The 14,495-nt window shown below is 63.4% G+C and carries 14 protein-coding genes; 11 read left to right on the top strand and 3 right to left on the bottom strand.

Annotated elements, in window-relative coordinates; genetic code table 11:
• Nucleotides 1-2: 2 nt before the first annotated feature.
• The 4 genes from C7H85_RS15370 to C7H85_RS15355 are packed head-to-tail and all read left to right on the top strand — an operon-like array spanning nucleotide 3 to nucleotide 4,385.
• Nucleotides 3-1,271, top strand: a complete 1,269-nt coding sequence (locus C7H85_RS15370; RefSeq protein WP_106730574.1) for a TRAP transporter large permease — start codon at nucleotides 3-5, stop codon at nucleotides 1,269-1,271.
• Nucleotides 1,272-1,280: 9 nt separating this feature from the next.
• Nucleotides 1,281-2,105, top strand: a complete 825-nt coding sequence (locus tag C7H85_RS15365; RefSeq protein ID WP_106730573.1) for a shikimate dehydrogenase family protein — start codon at nucleotides 1,281-1,283, stop codon at nucleotides 2,103-2,105.
• Entirely contained in the window at nucleotides 2,098-2,541 is a 444-nt protein-coding gene (locus C7H85_RS15360; RefSeq protein ID WP_106730572.1) for a type II 3-dehydroquinate dehydratase, read from the top strand. The genes C7H85_RS15365 and C7H85_RS15360 overlap by 8 nt, the downstream gene beginning before the upstream one ends.
• Nucleotides 2,538-4,385 (top strand): bifunctional sugar phosphate isomerase/epimerase/4-hydroxyphenylpyruvate dioxygenase family protein, encoded by a 1,848-nt coding sequence (locus C7H85_RS15355; protein WP_106730571.1) that lies wholly within the window; start codon nucleotides 2,538-2,540, stop codon nucleotides 4,383-4,385. The genes C7H85_RS15360 and C7H85_RS15355 overlap by 4 nt, the downstream gene beginning before the upstream one ends.
• 279 nt (nucleotides 4,386-4,664) lie before the next feature.
• Here the strand turns inward: C7H85_RS15355 and yghU (C7H85_RS15350) are convergent, their stop codons facing one another.
• The gene (yghU, locus tag C7H85_RS15350; protein WP_106730624.1) at nucleotides 4,665-5,534 is read right to left on the bottom strand and encodes a glutathione-dependent disulfide-bond oxidoreductase; all 870 of its coding nucleotides are present in this window, start codon (nucleotides 5,532-5,534) and stop codon (nucleotides 4,665-4,667) included.
• A 235-nt stretch (nucleotides 5,535-5,769) separates the two neighbouring features.
• Here yghU (C7H85_RS15350) and C7H85_RS15345 point away from each other — a divergent pair, with 235 nt between their 5' ends.
• Nucleotides 5,770-6,216: a DoxX family protein gene (locus C7H85_RS15345; protein ID WP_106730570.1), complete on the top strand. Its 447-nt coding sequence runs from the start codon at nucleotides 5,770-5,772 to the stop codon at nucleotides 6,214-6,216.
• Nucleotides 6,217-6,225: 9 nt separating this feature from the next.
• Entirely contained in the window at nucleotides 6,226-6,915 is a 690-nt protein-coding gene (locus C7H85_RS15340) for a pirin family protein (protein WP_106730569.1), read from the top strand.
• Between the two features lie 152 nt (nucleotides 6,916-7,067).
• On the opposite strand, the gene C7H85_RS15335 is transcribed toward C7H85_RS15340, so the two are convergent.
• Entirely contained in the window at nucleotides 7,068-7,997 is a 930-nt protein-coding gene (locus tag C7H85_RS15335) for a LysR family transcriptional regulator (protein WP_106730568.1), read from the bottom strand.
• A 137-nt stretch (nucleotides 7,998-8,134) separates the two neighbouring features.
• Between C7H85_RS15335 and C7H85_RS15330 the strand changes: the two genes are divergently transcribed.
• The 5 genes from C7H85_RS15330 (at nucleotide 8,135) to C7H85_RS15305 (ending at nucleotide 13,407) form a co-directional block, all read left to right on the top strand.
• Complete coding sequence (locus C7H85_RS15330; protein WP_106730567.1) at nucleotides 8,135-8,377, top strand: hypothetical protein; 243 nt, start codon at nucleotides 8,135-8,137, stop codon at nucleotides 8,375-8,377.
• Between the two features lie 146 nt (nucleotides 8,378-8,523).
• On the top strand, nucleotides 8,524-9,207 hold the full coding sequence (locus C7H85_RS15325; protein ID WP_106730566.1) for a hydrolase: 684 nt from the start codon (nucleotides 8,524-8,526) through the stop codon (nucleotides 9,205-9,207).
• Between the two features lie 184 nt (nucleotides 9,208-9,391).
• Nucleotides 9,392-9,679 carry a XapX domain-containing protein gene (locus C7H85_RS15320; protein WP_106730565.1) on the top strand — a complete coding sequence of 96 codons (288 nt, stop codon included), beginning with the start codon at nucleotides 9,392-9,394 and terminating at the stop codon, nucleotides 9,677-9,679.
• On the top strand, nucleotides 9,676-11,574 hold the full coding sequence (locus tag C7H85_RS15315) for an amidohydrolase (RefSeq protein ID WP_210433671.1): 1,899 nt from the start codon (nucleotides 9,676-9,678) through the stop codon (nucleotides 11,572-11,574). The genes C7H85_RS15320 and C7H85_RS15315 overlap by 4 nt, the downstream gene beginning before the upstream one ends.
• 222 nt (nucleotides 11,575-11,796) lie before the next feature.
• Nucleotides 11,797-13,407: an MFS transporter gene (locus tag C7H85_RS15305; RefSeq protein WP_106730562.1), complete on the top strand. Its 1,611-nt coding sequence runs from the start codon at nucleotides 11,797-11,799 to the stop codon at nucleotides 13,405-13,407.
• Between the two features lie 164 nt (nucleotides 13,408-13,571).
• Here C7H85_RS15305 and yghU (C7H85_RS15300) read toward each other — a convergent pair whose 3' ends face one another.
• On the bottom strand, nucleotides 13,572-14,447 hold the full coding sequence (yghU, locus tag C7H85_RS15300; RefSeq protein WP_210433670.1) for a glutathione-dependent disulfide-bond oxidoreductase: 876 nt from the start codon (nucleotides 14,445-14,447) through the stop codon (nucleotides 13,572-13,574).
• Nucleotides 14,448-14,495 lie beyond the last annotated feature (48 nt).

The following is a 14,495-nucleotide window of genomic DNA, read 5'->3' as shown; positions in this document are numbered from 1 at the left end:
CCATGCTGATTACCATCATACTGCTGCTGGCGCTGGCCATCGGCGTGCCCATCGCCTTCGCGGTGATCCTGGCCATCTTCACCTACCTGAGCAACGCCGGCATGCCGGTGACCCTGCTGGCCCAGCGCACCTTCGTCGGCCTGGATTCGTTCTCGATCCTCGCCATTCCGCTGTTCGTGCTGGCCGGCGAACTGATGAACGCCAGCGGCATCACCGGCCGCATCATCCAGTTGGCCAACGCCCTGGTCGGCCACTTCAAGGCCGGCCTGGCCCAGGTCAACGTCTGGGCCTCGGTGATCTTCGCCGGCCTGTCCGGCTCGGCGGTGGCCGACACCTCGGCCCTGGGCCGGGTGTTCGTGCCCGCCATGGAAAAGGAAGGCTATCCCAAGAGCTTCGCCGCGGCGCTCACCGCCTCGTCCTCGGTCATCGGCCCCATCATTCCGCCCAGCATCCCGGCCATCATCTACGCGCTGATCGTGCCCGGGGTCTCGGTGCCGGCGCTGTTCCTGGCCGGGGTGGTGCCCGGGGTGCTGCTGGCGCTCATGCTGTCCATCTACGTGTTCCTGTTCGCCGGCAACTACGCCAGCCGTCATCCCCGGCTGAACATGAGAGAGAAGCTGGTGGCGCTGAAGAACGGCCTGGTGCCGCTGCTGATGCCGGTGTTCATTGTGGTGTCCATCGTCGCCGGCGTGGTCACCCCCACCGAGGCCGCCGCCTTCGCCGCCGCCTATGCGCTGTTCGCCGGCTTCGTGCTGCTCAAGTCGCTGAAGCTGAAGGATCTGCCGGGCATCTTCGTCACCTCCATGCGCGACTCCTCCACCATACTGCTGATCATCGGGGTGGTGGCCGCCGCCAACTGGCTGATGACCTTCAACGGCATCCCCCAGGCCATCAGCGGCTATGTGCTGGACATGGTGACCTCGCCCTTCACCTTCCTGATGCTGATCCTGGTGCTGCTGCTGGTGGTGGGCTTCCTGCTGGAGGGCATGGCCGCCATGCTGGTGCTGGTGCCCATACTGCACCCCATCGCCATGAGTTTCGGCATCGATCCGGTGCACTTCGCCATAGTGGTGATCTTCAACCTGATGATCGGCCTCATCACCCCGCCCATGGGCCTGTGCCTGTTCGTGGCCGACTCGGTGTCCAACGTGGGCATGGCGGCGCTGACCCGGCGCATCATCCCCATGTTCCTCGTCGAGGTACTGGTGTTGCTGATCATCACCTTCGTGCCGGCAACGGTGACCACGCTGCCGCGACTGTTCGGATTCTAGGAGTAAGAGATGAAACTTGGACTGGTAGGCCAGCATATCCAGAAGACCCAATCCAACCGGCTGCATACCTGGCTGGGACGGCAATACGGCCTGGACGTGAGCTATGAACTGTTCGACCTGGTGCTGGACGATACCCCAGCCCTGGCCGAACTGCTGCACCGCCTGGGCGAGCAGGGTTATCGCGGGGTCAACGTGACCCATCCCTACAAGGTGAAGGCCTGGGACATCGTCGGCGAGCGGCGGCATACCCCGGCCGGGCTGGGCGCCCTCAATACGGTGGTGTTCGAGGCCGGCGGCATCGTCGGCACCAACACCGACTGCAGCGGCTTCGGCCGCGCCTACCGGGCGGCCCAGCCCGGGCTGAACCCGGGCCGGGTGTTCGTCAAGGGCACCGGCGGCGTGGGCCGGGCCGTCGCCTTCGGCCTGGCCGCGCTGGATGCCGAACACATTTACCTGTACGACGAGCAGGCCGCCAGCCAGCAGCAGTTGCTGGCGGATCTGCAGGCCGGCGGCGCCCGGGCCAGCACGGTGGCGGCGGCCGAGGTCGACGACTGTATCCGTGGCTGCGACGGCCTGGTCAACGCCACCCCGGTCGGTCACTACAGCACCCCGGGGCTGGCCTTCGCCGCCGGGCTGCTGGGCGGCCAGCGCTGGGCCTTCGACGCGGTCTACACCCCGGTCATGACCGAGTTTCTGCAAGGGGCCGAGCGGGCCGGGCTGAACCTGATTACCGGCTTCGAGCTGTTCCTGCACCAGGGCATCGACGCCTTCGAATTCTTTACCGGCATCAAGGTGGACCCGGACGTGGCCCGCCAGGGGGTGAGCCATGTCTAGGCGGGTACATATCTACAACGGCCCCAACATCAACATGACCGGGTTGCGCGAAGCCAAACACTACGGCTCTCTCACCTACCAGGAGCTGTGCGCCGAGCTGTGCGCCACCGCCAGGGGGCTGGGCTTCGAGCTGCTGATCCGCCAGTCCAACCACGAGGGGGATCTGGTGAGCTGGCTGCACGAGATGGCGTTCAGCGGCGAGCCGCTGGTGATCAACGCCGGCGCCTACACCCATACCTCGGTGGCCATCCGCGATGCCCTGGCGCTGGTCACCGGCAAGAAAATTGAAGTGCACATGAGCAACGTCCATGCCCGCGAGGCTTTCCGCCACCACTCCTACCTGTCGGACGTGGTGGACGGGGTCATCGTCGGCCTGGGCGCGGGGAGCTACAAGGCGGCCCTGTTCGCCCTGTCACTGGAGGAGGAAACGGCATGAAAACGGCACTGGCCACGGTCACCCTGTCCGGCACCCTGCGGGAAAAACTGGAGGCCGCCGCCGCCGCGGGCTTCCAGGGGGTGGAGATATTCGAAAACGATCTGACCCAGTCGGATCTGACCCCCGGGCAGGTGCGGCAGCTGGCCGCGGATCTGGGGCTGGAGATCATCGCCCTGCAGCCCCTGCGCGATTTCGAGGCCATGCCCGAGCCCTTGCGCCGGCAGAATTTCTACCGGGCCCAGCGCAAGTTCGAGCTGATGCACGAACTCGGCACCCAACGGCTGCTGATCTGCAGCAACGTCTCGCCCCACGTCATCGACGATCCGGCGCGGGCGGCGGCGGATCTGCACGAGCTGGCCACCCTGGCCGGCAACGAGGGATTCAGGGTAGGCTACGAGGCCCTGGCCTGGGGCCGCCACGTGCGCGACTACGACCAGGCCTGGGACATCGTCAAGCGGGCGGATCATCCCCGGCTCGGCATCATCCTCGACACGTTCCACATGTTCGCCCGGGGCAACAGCCTGGACCTGCTGCGCGACGAGATCCCCCTCGACAAAATCGCCCTGGTGCAGGTGGCCGACGCCCCCAGCCTGCAGATGGAGATACTGCACTTCAGCCGTCACTTCCGCTGTTTCCCCGGCCAGGGCGACATGCCGGTGGTGGAGTTCGTGCAGTGCCTGAAGGACAAGGGCTTCGACGATTACCTGTCCCATGAGATCTTCAACGACGAGTTCCGCTCCTCTTCGCCGGCCGAAAAGGCGGTGGACGGCATGCGTTCGCTGATCTGGCTGGACGACCAGACCTCGGCGGCCAGCGAGGACAGCCGCTGCCCCGAGATCCAGGACATCGAATTCGTGGAGTTCGCCATCGAAGGCGACACCGGCGAGGAGCTGCTCGGGCTGTTCCACGGCCTGGGGTTCCGGGAAACCCACAAACACAAGTCGAAGCAGGTCACCCTGATGCGCCAGGGCGACATCAATCTGGTGCTGAACCGGGAGCCCGAGAGCCTGGCGCACCAGCATTACCTGGCCCACGGGGTGTCGGTGTGCGCCCTGGCGCTGGCCACCGACAACCTCACGCAGCTGCTCCGGCGCACCCGGCACTACCGCTGCAACCGCTTCGAGCACCAGGCCGGGCCGGGCGAGCTCAACATTCCGGCCGTCCGCGGGGTCGGCGACAGCCTGGTTTACTTCGTGGAGCGGCGCGGTGCCTACCGCTTCTTCGACATCGACTTCGAGCCCATCGAAGCGGAGCCGCCGGTCCCGGACTACGGCCTGAGCCGCATCGATCACCTCGGCCAGACGGTGGCGCCGGTGGACTTCCTGTCGGCCTCCTTCTTCTACAAGTCGATCTTCGGCTTCGACATCGAGCCGAGCCAGGATCTGCCCGACGTGTACGGCCTGATGGTGAGCCGGGTGGCGCGCAGCCAGAACGGCAATATCCGCATTCCCATCAACATGTCGTCGGCGCGGGAGGCCTCGGCCCAGCGCTTTATCAGCCAGTCCAAGGGCTCGGGGGTGCAGCAGATCGCCTTCGAAAGCCGGGATATCTTCGCCACCGCCGAGCAGGTGGGGGGGGAGCGGATACTGCCGATCCCCGACAACTACTACCGGGATCTGGACGCCCGCTTCGAGCTGGCCCCCGAGCTGCTGGCGCGGCTCCGGCGGCTCAATATCCTCTACGATCGCAACGACGAGGGCGAGTTCTTCCACTTCTACACCCACGAGGTGCACGGCGTCTTCTTCGAGGTGGTGCAGCGCCGGGGCTATTCCCGCTACGGCGAGATCAACGCCCATATCCGGCTGGCGTCCCAGGCGCGGGAATACAAGGCGGCCAGGGGCTGAACGGCCCGGTGCCGCGACAGGCACCCCCGGCAAGGGGCGCCTCGGGCTGCTGACAAACCTTCAGGTTTATCTGGACAGCCAACTCCCATGCCCAAGCAGGCGGACAAAGGGAACGACTCCGCCGACCGTCACCTGCCAGGGATGGCAGGTGCGAGCCTACATGGATGTACTCGCGGCGTGTCGGCGGAGTTGGCCCTTTGGCCGACTGATGCGGTCATGACAACGGCTTGGTCATCAAGCTGAGGCGCCCCCGGCAAGGGGCACCCTTTATCCTTTCTTTCAACCCTGTTCCAGCTTGTCCTGGGTTTTCAGCTCGAAGTCGCTGGCGTCATGGCGCTCGTGCAACTGCTCCTCGAGCGGGCCCGAGGTCCGGTTGACCATGCGGCCGCGCCGCACGGCCGGACGTCGGGCGATGGCCTCGGCCCAGCGCTGCACATGGGGATACTCGTGGGCCGAGAGGAACTGCGCCGCCTCGTAGACCTGGTTGCGCACCAGGGCGCCGTACCAGGGCCAGATGGCGATGTCGGCGATGCTGTATTCCTCGCCGGCGATGTAGGGGCGTTCGGCCAGCCGCCGGTTCAGCACGTCCAGCTGGCGCTTCACCTCCATGGCGTAGCGGTTGATGGGGTATTCGTACTTCTCCGGGGCATAGGCGTAGAAGTGGCCGAAACCGCCGCCCAGGATGGGGGCGCTGGCCATCTGCCAGAACAGCCAGGACAGGCACTCGGTGCGCCCGGCGGGATCTTGGGGGATAAAGGCGCCGAACTTTTCCGCCAGGTACAGCAGGATGGCGCCGGACTCGAACACCCGTTGCGGCGGCTGCACGCCGTGATCGACCAGGGCCGGTATCTTGGAGTTGGGGTTGACCGCCACGAAGCCGCTGCCGAACTGATCGCCCTCGCCGATGCGGATCAGGTGGGCGTCGTACTCGGCGGCCTCGAACCCCAGCGCCAGCAGCTCTTCCAGCATGATGGTGACCTTGACTCCGTTGGGGGTGGCCAGGGAGTAGAGCTGCAGCGGGTGTTTGCCCACCGGCAGGGCCCGGTCGTGGGTGGCGCCGGCCACGGGCCTGTTGATATGGGCGAAGGCGCCGCCGCTGGGGGCTTCCCATTTCCACACTGTGGGGGGAACGTAGGGGGTATCGCTCATCATAAAGTCCTCATCTGATGGTTGGATTAGTCAGTGTATCAGGCTTTGCCGGCGGTCGCGGCCGTCCCGGACGCCTGTTATTTTATTTAGTTCAAAAAATTTAAACTAACCTGCCAAATCATTCCGATTTTATCCCTTCATCGGCTTCACTACACTGGCTCCAAGTTCAACGAGCGCTACGATGGCGGGCGTTAAAACCCACAAATTTATTTCAAATTTTATGAAGAGGTGATTTATGAACAAGGCGACCCTGATCTCCGTACTCCAGTCCAAGTCCGGTTGGGCCCCCCTGGCGCTGCGGCTGCCGGTGGGCATCATCTTCATGGCCCACGGCGCCCAGAAGCTGTTCGGCTGGTTCGGCGGCTACGGGCTGGAAGGCACCGGCCAGTGGATGGCGTCCATCGGACTGGAGCCGGGCGTGCTGATGGCTTTCCTGGCCGGGGCGGGCGAGTTCTTCGGCGGGCTCTTTATCCTGCTCGGGTTGCTGACCCGGCCGGCGGCACTGAGCCTGGCGGCGACCATGCTGGTGGCCATCCTGGCGGTGCACGTCGACAACGGTCTGTTCATGAGCAACGGCGGCTACGAGTTCGGCCTGACGCTGCTGGCGGCCTCGGTCTCCCTGCTGTTCTCCGGCGCCGGCAAGCTGGGCCTGGATCAGGCCCTGGCACAACGTCTGAAGTGAGGGGGTTCCATGATCAGCATCAGAAAGGCGGATGAACGGGGCAGGGCCAACTTCGGTTGGCTTCACAGCCAACACACTTTTTCCTTCGGCAGCTATTACGATCCGGCGCAGATGGGCTTTTCCCGGCTGCGGGTGATCAACGACGACGCGGTGGCGCCGGGGGCGGGTTTCGACACCCACGGCCACCGGGACATGGAGATCATCAGCTACGTGTTGGAGGGCTGCATCGCCCATAAGGACAGCTCCGGTAACGAGGAGTTGCTGAGCGCGGGGGAATTCCAGCTGATGTCCGCCGGCACCGGCATCCTGCACAGCGAGTTCAACCCGTCCAACGGCAGGCCGCTGAAGTTCCTGCAGATCTGGATCGAGCCCAACGCCACCGGCGGCAAGCCCGGCTACCAGCAGAAGGACTTCGGCCGCGCTCCCGGCCTGACCCTGGTGGTCAGCCCGGACGGCGCCGAGGGGTCGCTGGTCATCAAGCAGGACGCCCGCCTGTACCAGCTGTGGCTGGGGCAGGGCGAAGAGGCCGGACTCGAACTGGCCCCGGGGCGAAAGGCCTGGGTGCAGCTGGTGGAAGGGGAGCTGGTCGTCAACGGCGAGCGGCTGGCCGCCGGCGACGGCGCAGCCCTAAGCGGCGAGTCGCACTTGAGCTTCAGCGCCGTCCAGCCGGTGCGGGCCCTGGTGTTCGACCTGCCCTGAACCCGGGGCTAGCGGCGGATCTTCATCCTGTGAAAAGGGCGGCTGTGGCCGCCCTTGGTGATCAGAGTACCCGGGTTTTTTGTCGCTGGCGTAGGGCAAACAGTGACTCTGCTCGGAGTTTTCGGGACTGTGGTCATCCGAAGTCGGGAATGTCATTGTCTCCCGCTGGCCTCCCGGGCCCAGGGCACTTCCGAGAAATGCTGGATCAGATAATCCATCAATGCCTGTACGCGTATTGGCCGGGTTCGTCCTGGCGGGGTAACCAGATGCAGGGCAATCGGCTCTACCTGCCAATCCTCCAATACGGTTTCCAGGGCGCCTGTCTGTAAATCCTGCCAAGCCAGAAACTCGGGCTGCAGAGCCAACCCCAGTCCCGCCCGTAGCGCCGGTGCCAAGGCTTCCGCATTGTTGACTCGCAAGGGGGAGTGTATTGCCTGGGTGAACTCCCCCTGGTGGAGATGTCGGAATTTCCAGCTCGGGCCGGTATGCGAATAGGCATATTGCAGGGTGCGATGGTTGGCCAATTCCCGAGGGTGCTGGGGGTGTCCATATTGTGCAAAGTAATCAGGCGAACCAACCAGTTGGATACGTACGCTGCACAGGCGCCGAGCGAGCAGGCTGGAGTCGGACAGGTTGGATATACGCAGTGCGAGATCGAACCGGTTTGCAACCAGATCGATCAATTCGTCATCGAACTCAATGTCGAGGGTAACGTCGGGATGGGTGGCCATGAACTGCGGCAGCACCGGCGCGAGGTATGAGATGCCAAATGACATAGGTGCGGCAAATCGTACCGAGCCGCGAAGGCTTGCCGATTGCTCCGCCAGTTCGGCTTCAATCGCTGCCCCTTCCTCGAGGATACGCAATGCGCGCCCCAATGCGGTCAGCCCGCAGTCGGTGAGGACCATGCGCCGGGAGGTGCGATGGAACAGTATGACCTTCATGCGTTTTTCCAGTCGATTGATCGCCTTGGATACCGTGCCTTGGGACAGTGACAACGCCTCCGCGGCCTTGGTGAAAGAACCGGTTTCCGCAATCTTGGCGAAGATCGCCCAGGCTTCCAGATCGGGCAGTTTGTTCATGTGGAGTGGCTCCTTCGGACGTCGTCCAGGTGTCTGGTAAACGGAATAGATGGTATTCCATTTATTCTGTTTCTGTGATGTTTGCTTGGACCTATAGTTTTCCTCACTGGTGCGTTATCAGCAGAAGGAAAACCTCGATGCCCGAGCATCATCCGTTTGATGGCCTTGGCGGAGCCATGGTTGGCTTGATGAACATCACTATTCCTCCTTTGCTGAATAGCATGGTCCCAGGCGCAGCATCCTTGCCACCCCAGCATGCAGATATGGACATTATCGTCCGCGCAGGCGAGGGAACCATCCCCATCGAAACGACGTGGGCTACAAGGGCTACATTTAAGGCTGGCATATGGACGCTGTCGGCTGACGGTGCCATGACCTGATGTTTATGAGGCGCGACGGGCTTTCTGCGGCACCCCTTGCGTTTGGTTAAGGCCCTCCGTGCCCGGTACGGCAGAATAGACCTTCGAATGCTGTGTCAGGGCGAACGGCACCCAGGCCGCTTTCTAATCCTTGAAGGAGAACCATCATGTCTAACAAGTATCTCGAAGTGCTGACGCCACAAAACAGCCAGCTCATCTTCATCGATCAGCAGCCTCAGATGGCTTTTGGCGTGCAGTCGATCGATCGCCAGACCCTCAAAAACAACGTGGTGGCATTGGCCAAGGCGGCAAAGGTGTTCGATATCCCGACCACCATCACCACGGTCGAGACCGACAGCTTCTCGGGCAATACCTATCCCGAACTGCTTGCGGTGTTTCCCGAGCACAAGATCCTCGAACGAACTTCAATGAACTCCTGGGACGATCAAAATGTGCGCGATGCGCTGGCTGCCAACGGCCGCAAGAAGGTGATCGTCTCCGGCCTGTGGACCGAGGTCTGTAATACCACCTTCGCCCTGTGTGCGGCACTGGAAGGAGGCTATGAGATATACATGGTGGCCGATGCCTCCGGTGGCACCTCGGTCGACGCGCACAAGTATGCGATGGATCGGATGATCCAGGCGGGCATCATCCCCGTGACCTGGCAGCAGGTTTTGCTGGAGTGGCAGCGCGACTGGGCTCGGAAGGAAACCTACGACGCCGTTATCGGCCTGGTGCAGGAACATTCCGGGGCCTACGGTATGGGCGTCGACTATGCCTACACCATGGTCCACCAGGCCCCCGAGCGCGTGCAGCACGGCGAACGTATCGGACCCAATCCGGCCAAGTAATCGGCCCGGGGTATTCGGAGTGCGGTGCTGTTGTGACAGTCAACGTCGTTGCGCCGCAGTTCGCTGCTTTTAAATTCCTGTTCTCGAGCGGTACCGGCTGTGGCGACGAAAAGTGAGGAACTCTTCAAGAGGCTGCTTAATCGCCGGCAATGTTCTCGGCATCAGTTATGTTGAAGAGGATCGCATGAAGCTTTACATCCTGTCTCTGGGGGCCGGCCTGCTGGTTGGCGTCATCTACAGCCTGCTTAACGTACGCTCACCGGCTCCGCCGCTGGTCGCCCTGCTGGGGCTGCTCGGCATTCTGGTCGGGGAGCAAATCATCCCGGTCGGCAAGCAATTGCTCGGCGGCACGGCGTTCAGCACGGCCTGCGACAAGGCGCAGGCTGGCAAGCATGTGCTGGGCCAGTTGCCCGGGCGCCAGGAGCAAGAAATGGCGCCTAAGGACAAATCCACGGAGGAGAAATCATCATGAGTACCTCAGTCACCGCCGATGTGGTCCTGCACCGGGGACGTATCACCACCCTGGATCGCGGCAAGCCGGTAGCCAGCGCCGTCGCCATCAAGGACGGAAAATTCCTGGCCGTGGGGGAGGAAGCCGACATCATGGCGCTGGCCGGAGCCGGGACCAGGGTGATCGATCTCAGAGGCCGAGCCGTGTTGCCTGGGTTGTTCGACAACCATACCCATGTGGTGCGTGGTGGCCTCAACTACAACATGGAACTGCGCTGGGACGGAGTACGTTCCCTGGCCGACGCCATGGAGATGCTCAAGCGGCAGGTGGCCATCACCCCGGCGCCTCAGTGGGTACGTGTGGTGGGTGGTTTTACCGAGCACCAGTTTGTGGAGAAGCGCCTGCCCACCATCGCCGAGATCAATGCCATAGCGCCGGACACGCCGGTCTTCCTGCTGCATTTGTACGATAGAGCCCTGCTTAACGCCGCAGCGTTGCGGGCGGTGGGCTATACCAAGGATACCCCCGAACCTCCGGGCGGCGAGATCACCCGTGACGCCAGGGGCAATCCTAACGGCCTGCTGCTGGCCAAGCCTAATGCGGCCATCCTGTACGCGACCCTGGCCAAGGGGCCGGCGCTGCCCTTCGACTACCAGGTCAACTCTACCCGGCATTTTATGCGGGAGCTGAATCGTCTCGGGGTGACCGGCGTGATAGATGCCGGTGGCGGCTTCCAGAATTATCCCGATGATTATGCCGTCATTCAGCAACTCGCCGATGAGGGACAGATGACGGTGCGCCTGGCCTACAACCTCTTTACCCAGAAACCCAAGCAGGAGAAAGAAGATTTCCTCAAGTGGACCTCGAGCGTCACCTACAAGCAGGGCGATGATTATTTCCGCCACAACGGTGCCGGTGAGATGCTGGTGTTTTCTGCCGCCGACTTCGAGGATTTCCGCCAGCCACGCCCCGACATGCCGCCGGAGATGGAAGGGGAACTGGAGGAAGTGGTGCGCATCCTGGCACAGAACCATTGGCCATGGCGACTGCATGCCACTTACGACGAGACCATTTCACGCGCGCTGGATGTGTTCGAGAAGGTCAACCAGGACATCCCGCTCACCGGCATCAACTGGTTTTTCGATCATGCCGAGACCATCTCCGACCAGTCCATCGACCGCATTGCCGCCCTGGGCGGCGGTATCGCCGTGCAGCATCGCATGGCGTATCAGGGCGAATATTTCGTCGAGCGCTACGGTGCCGTTGCCGCCGAGGCCACGCCCCCCGTGGCCCGCATGCTGGAGAAAGGGGTCAAGGTCTCGGCCGGCACGGATGCCACCCGAGTGGCATCCTATAACCCCTGGGTCTCATTGTCGTGGATGGTGACCGGCAAGACGGTGGGTGGCCTGAATCTCTATCCGCAGCATAACCTGCTTGATCGGGAGACGGCACTGCGGATGTGGACCGAAAATGTGGCCTGGTTCTCCAACGAGGAAGGCCGGCGCGGGCGTATCGAAGTGGGTCAGTTCGCCGATCTGCTCGTGCCGAGCAAGGACTATTTCAGCGTGCCCGAGGACGAAATTTCCTTTCTTACCTCGGATTTGACCATGGTGGGTGGCCGGGTGGTCTACGGTGCGGGTGACTTCGCGGCACTGGATGACAATCCGTTGCCTCCCGCCATGCCCGACTGGTCGCCCACGCGCACCTTCAAGGGCTATGGTGCCTGGGGCGAGCCTGATGGGGCAGGAAAACACTCGCTCGCACCCATGCGTGCCCAGGCCATCGGCTCCTGTGGCTGTGCCCGTGCCTGCGGTCTGCACGGGCACGACCACGCGCGCGCCTGGGCGTCCAATGTGCCGGTTTCGGATTTCAAGGGCTTCTTTGGCGCCCTGGGGTGTTCCTGCTGGATGGTGTAAGGAGGTGCTCATGCCTACGAGCGATTCGCTTGGCCAGGCGCTGGCCGCAACCCTGCGGCCAGCGCATGAGGGTCATCTCGTGCGCCTTGCCGCCCACCTGGGCGCGGTCATGTCGATGGTGTCTGGATCAGGCGTTTCCACGATACGCCTCCCGGCGTGGCCGGGGGCGCTGGAACCGGTGGGCGGTTTTCTGCGGGTGACCAGCCTGAGGGAGTCATGAACATGACTCAGAAGAGCCTTCCTTCGGGCGATGCTTCACCGAGTGGCTTCGCCCCCCTGCGACAGAAGCTGTTTGCCGTGCTCTGGATCGCCACCATCATTGGCAATACGGGCAGCTTCATCCGGGATGTGGCCAGCGCCTGGCTGATGACCGACTTGTCACCGTCGCCGGCGGCGGTGGCCCTGGTGCAGGCCGCAGCTTCGTTGCCGGTTTTCCTGCTGGCGATTCCGGCCGGCGTACTGGCCGATATCCTCGATCGACGGAAGTTATTGATAGGTATCCAGGTGCTGCTGGCCTGTACCAGCATCACCCTGATGCTGTTGTCGGCCGCCGGTTTGCAATCCATTACTTCCCTGGTCGCCCTGACTTTTCTGGGCGGCGTCGGGGCCGCATTGATGGGGCCGGTCTGGCAGTCCATCGTGCCCGAGCTGGTGGAAAGGAAGGACCTCAAGAGTGCGGTGGCGCTCAATTCTCTGGGGATCAATATCGCACGAGCCATCGGTCCCGCTCTGGGCGGTGTTCTCCTTGCCGGCCTGGGGGCTGCAGTCACTTATGGCGTGGACGTCATCAGCTACGTGTTCGTCATCACGGCCCTGCTGTGGTGGCGACGGCCGGTGGTGGCCCCGGATGTGTTGTCCGAGCGTTTTGCCGGCGCTTTCCGGGCGGGCTTGCGCTACGCCCGCGCCAGCCGCGAATTGCATGTGGTTCTGGCACGCACTTTCCTGTTCTTTGCCCTGGCAAGTTCGGTATGGGCGCTGTTGCCGCTGATTGCACGCCAACTGCTGGGCGGGGGAGCCAGTTTCTACGGTATTCTGCTCGGCGCTGTCGGTCTGGGCGCGATAGGCGGGGCTGTCATAATGCCCCGATTACGTGAGCGCCTGAGCGCCGATGGCCTGTTGCTGCTGGCCGCCGTGGTGACAGCGGCGGTGATGGCATTCCTCTCGCTGGCGCCGCCCCAGTGGGCAGCCATAGTGGCGCTGCTGGCACTGGGGGCGGCCTGGATCACCGCCCTGACCACCCTCAATGGCGTGGCGCAATCCATCTTGCCCAACTGGGTGCGCGGCCGCTCTCTGGCGGTGTATCTGACCGTGTTTAATGGCGCCATGACTGCCGGCAGTCTGTGCTGGGGAGGCGTTGCCCAGCTGCTTGGCGTGCCCCCGACCTTGTTGATGGGCGCCGCCGGGCTCATGCTGGTCGGGTTTATCGCCCATCGGCTCAAGCTCCCCAGGGGAGAGGCCGATCTGGTGCCTTCCAACCACTGGCCGGAGCCGCTGACGGCAGAGCCGGTCGAACACGACCGAGGCCCGGTGCTGATCACCATCGAATATCGCATCGATCCCGCTGATCGTGCCGCCTTTGCGGCTGCGGCCAGGCGGCTGTCGGCCGAGCGGCGGCGCGACGGTGCTTATGCCTGGGGTATCAGCGAGGATACCGCCGAGCCGGGCCTGGTGCTCGAATGGTTCGAAGTCGAGTCCTGGGCCGAGCATTTACGCCAGCATCGCCGGGTTTCCAGGGCCGGAGCCGACATTCAGGAAGAAGTGCGGCGTTTTCACCGGGGGGAACACCCCCCGGTCGTGCGCCACTTGCTGTCGATGGGAAAAGGCACTGCGTGACCAGATCGAAAGGCTTATTTCCAATGACCGAGGGTATCGAACAGCGGAGCAGTACTCTCTGCCAGGGAGTAGCCATGATATCGCGGTGGAGCGTATAGGTGATGAGGTTTCTTCATCGCGTGTTTGAGAGCAGGCAGCGCCGGGAACGGTGACGCCTGCCGGTACTATAAGCCAGGGGGTGCCAGCTTGTCCTGGGTTCTCAGCTCGAAATCGCTGGCGTCATGGCGCTCGTGCAACTGCTCCTCGAGCGGGCCCGAGGTCCGGTTGACCATGCGGCCGCGCCGCACGGCCGGACGTCGGGCGATGGCCTCGGCCCAGCGCTGCACATGGGGATACTCGTGGGCCGAGAGGAACTGCGCCGCCTCGTAGACCTGATTGCGCACCAGGGCGCCGTACCAGGGCCAGATGGCGATGTCGGCGATGCTGTATTCCTCGCCGGCGATGTAGGGGCGTTCGGCCAGCCGCCGGTCCAGCACGTCCAGCTGGCGCTTCACCTCCATGGCGTAGCGGTTGATGGGGTATTCGTACTTCTCCGGGGCATAGGCGTAGAAGTGGCCGAAACCGCCGCCCAGGATGGGGGAGCTGCCCATCTGCCAGAACAGCCAGGACAGGCACTCGGTGCGCCCGGCGGGATCTTGGGGGATGAAGGCGCCGAACTTTTCCGCCAGGTACAGCAGGATAGCGCCGGACTCGAACACCCGTTGCGGCGGCTGCACACCGTGATCGACCAGGGCCGGTATCTTGGAATTGGGGTTGATCGCCACGAAGCCGCTGCCGAACTGGTCGCCCTCGCCGATGCGGATCAGGTGGGCGTCGTACTCGGCGGCCTCGAACCCCAGCGCCAGCAGCTCTTCCAGCATGATGGTGACCTTGACCCCGTTGGGGGTGGCCAGGGAGTAGAGCTGCAGCGGGTGTTTGCCCATCGGCAGGATCTTATCGTGGGTGGCGCCGGCCACGGGCCTGTTGATATGGGCGAAGGCGCCGCCGCTGGGGGCTTCCCATTTCCAGATCTCGGGGGGAACGTAGGGGGTATCGCTCATCATAAAGTCCTCATCTGATGGTTGGATTAGTCAGTGTATCAGGCTTTG

This window comes from Zobellella endophytica (assembly GCF_003012775.1).
Classification (GTDB): domain Bacteria; phylum Pseudomonadota; class Gammaproteobacteria; order Enterobacterales; family Aeromonadaceae; genus Oceanimonas; species Oceanimonas endophytica.
Note: the sequence above shows the minus strand (reverse complement) of the source record. Positions and strands in the feature narration are given on the sequence as shown.

Excerpts from the sequence above, each read along its gene's own strand:
- yghU (WP_210433670.1), bottom strand. The coding sequence starts at position 14,447 with ATGAGCGATACCCCCTACGTTCCCCCCGAGATCTGGAAATGGGAAGCC.
- C7H85_RS15360 (WP_106730572.1), top strand. The coding sequence starts at position 2,098 with ATGTCTAGGCGGGTACATATCTACAACGGCCCCAACATCAACATGACC.
- yghU (WP_106730624.1), bottom strand. The coding sequence starts at position 5,534 with ATGAGCGATACCCCCTACGTTCCCCCCACAGTGTGGAAATGGGAAGCC.
- C7H85_RS15325 (WP_106730566.1), top strand. The coding sequence starts at position 8,524 with ATGTCTAACAAGTATCTCGAAGTGCTGACGCCACAAAACAGCCAGCTC.
- C7H85_RS15370 (WP_106730574.1), top strand. The coding sequence starts at position 3 with ATGCTGATTACCATCATACTGCTGCTGGCGCTGGCCATCGGCGTGCCC.
- C7H85_RS15320 (WP_106730565.1), top strand. The coding sequence starts at position 9,392 with ATGAAGCTTTACATCCTGTCTCTGGGGGCCGGCCTGCTGGTTGGCGTC.
- C7H85_RS15315 (WP_210433671.1), top strand. The coding sequence starts at position 9,676 with ATGAGTACCTCAGTCACCGCCGATGTGGTCCTGCACCGGGGACGTATC.
- C7H85_RS15340 (WP_106730569.1), top strand. The coding sequence starts at position 6,226 with ATGATCAGCATCAGAAAGGCGGATGAACGGGGCAGGGCCAACTTCGGT.
- C7H85_RS15365 (WP_106730573.1), top strand. The coding sequence starts at position 1,281 with ATGAAACTTGGACTGGTAGGCCAGCATATCCAGAAGACCCAATCCAAC.
- C7H85_RS15335 (WP_106730568.1), bottom strand. The coding sequence starts at position 7,997 with ATGAACAAACTGCCCGATCTGGAAGCCTGGGCGATCTTCGCCAAGATT.
- C7H85_RS15305 (WP_106730562.1), top strand. The coding sequence starts at position 11,797 with ATGACTCAGAAGAGCCTTCCTTCGGGCGATGCTTCACCGAGTGGCTTC.
- C7H85_RS15355 (WP_106730571.1), top strand. The coding sequence starts at position 2,538 with ATGAAAACGGCACTGGCCACGGTCACCCTGTCCGGCACCCTGCGGGAA.
- C7H85_RS15345 (WP_106730570.1), top strand. The coding sequence starts at position 5,770 with ATGAACAAGGCGACCCTGATCTCCGTACTCCAGTCCAAGTCCGGTTGG.
- C7H85_RS15330 (WP_106730567.1), top strand. The coding sequence starts at position 8,135 with ATGCCCGAGCATCATCCGTTTGATGGCCTTGGCGGAGCCATGGTTGGC.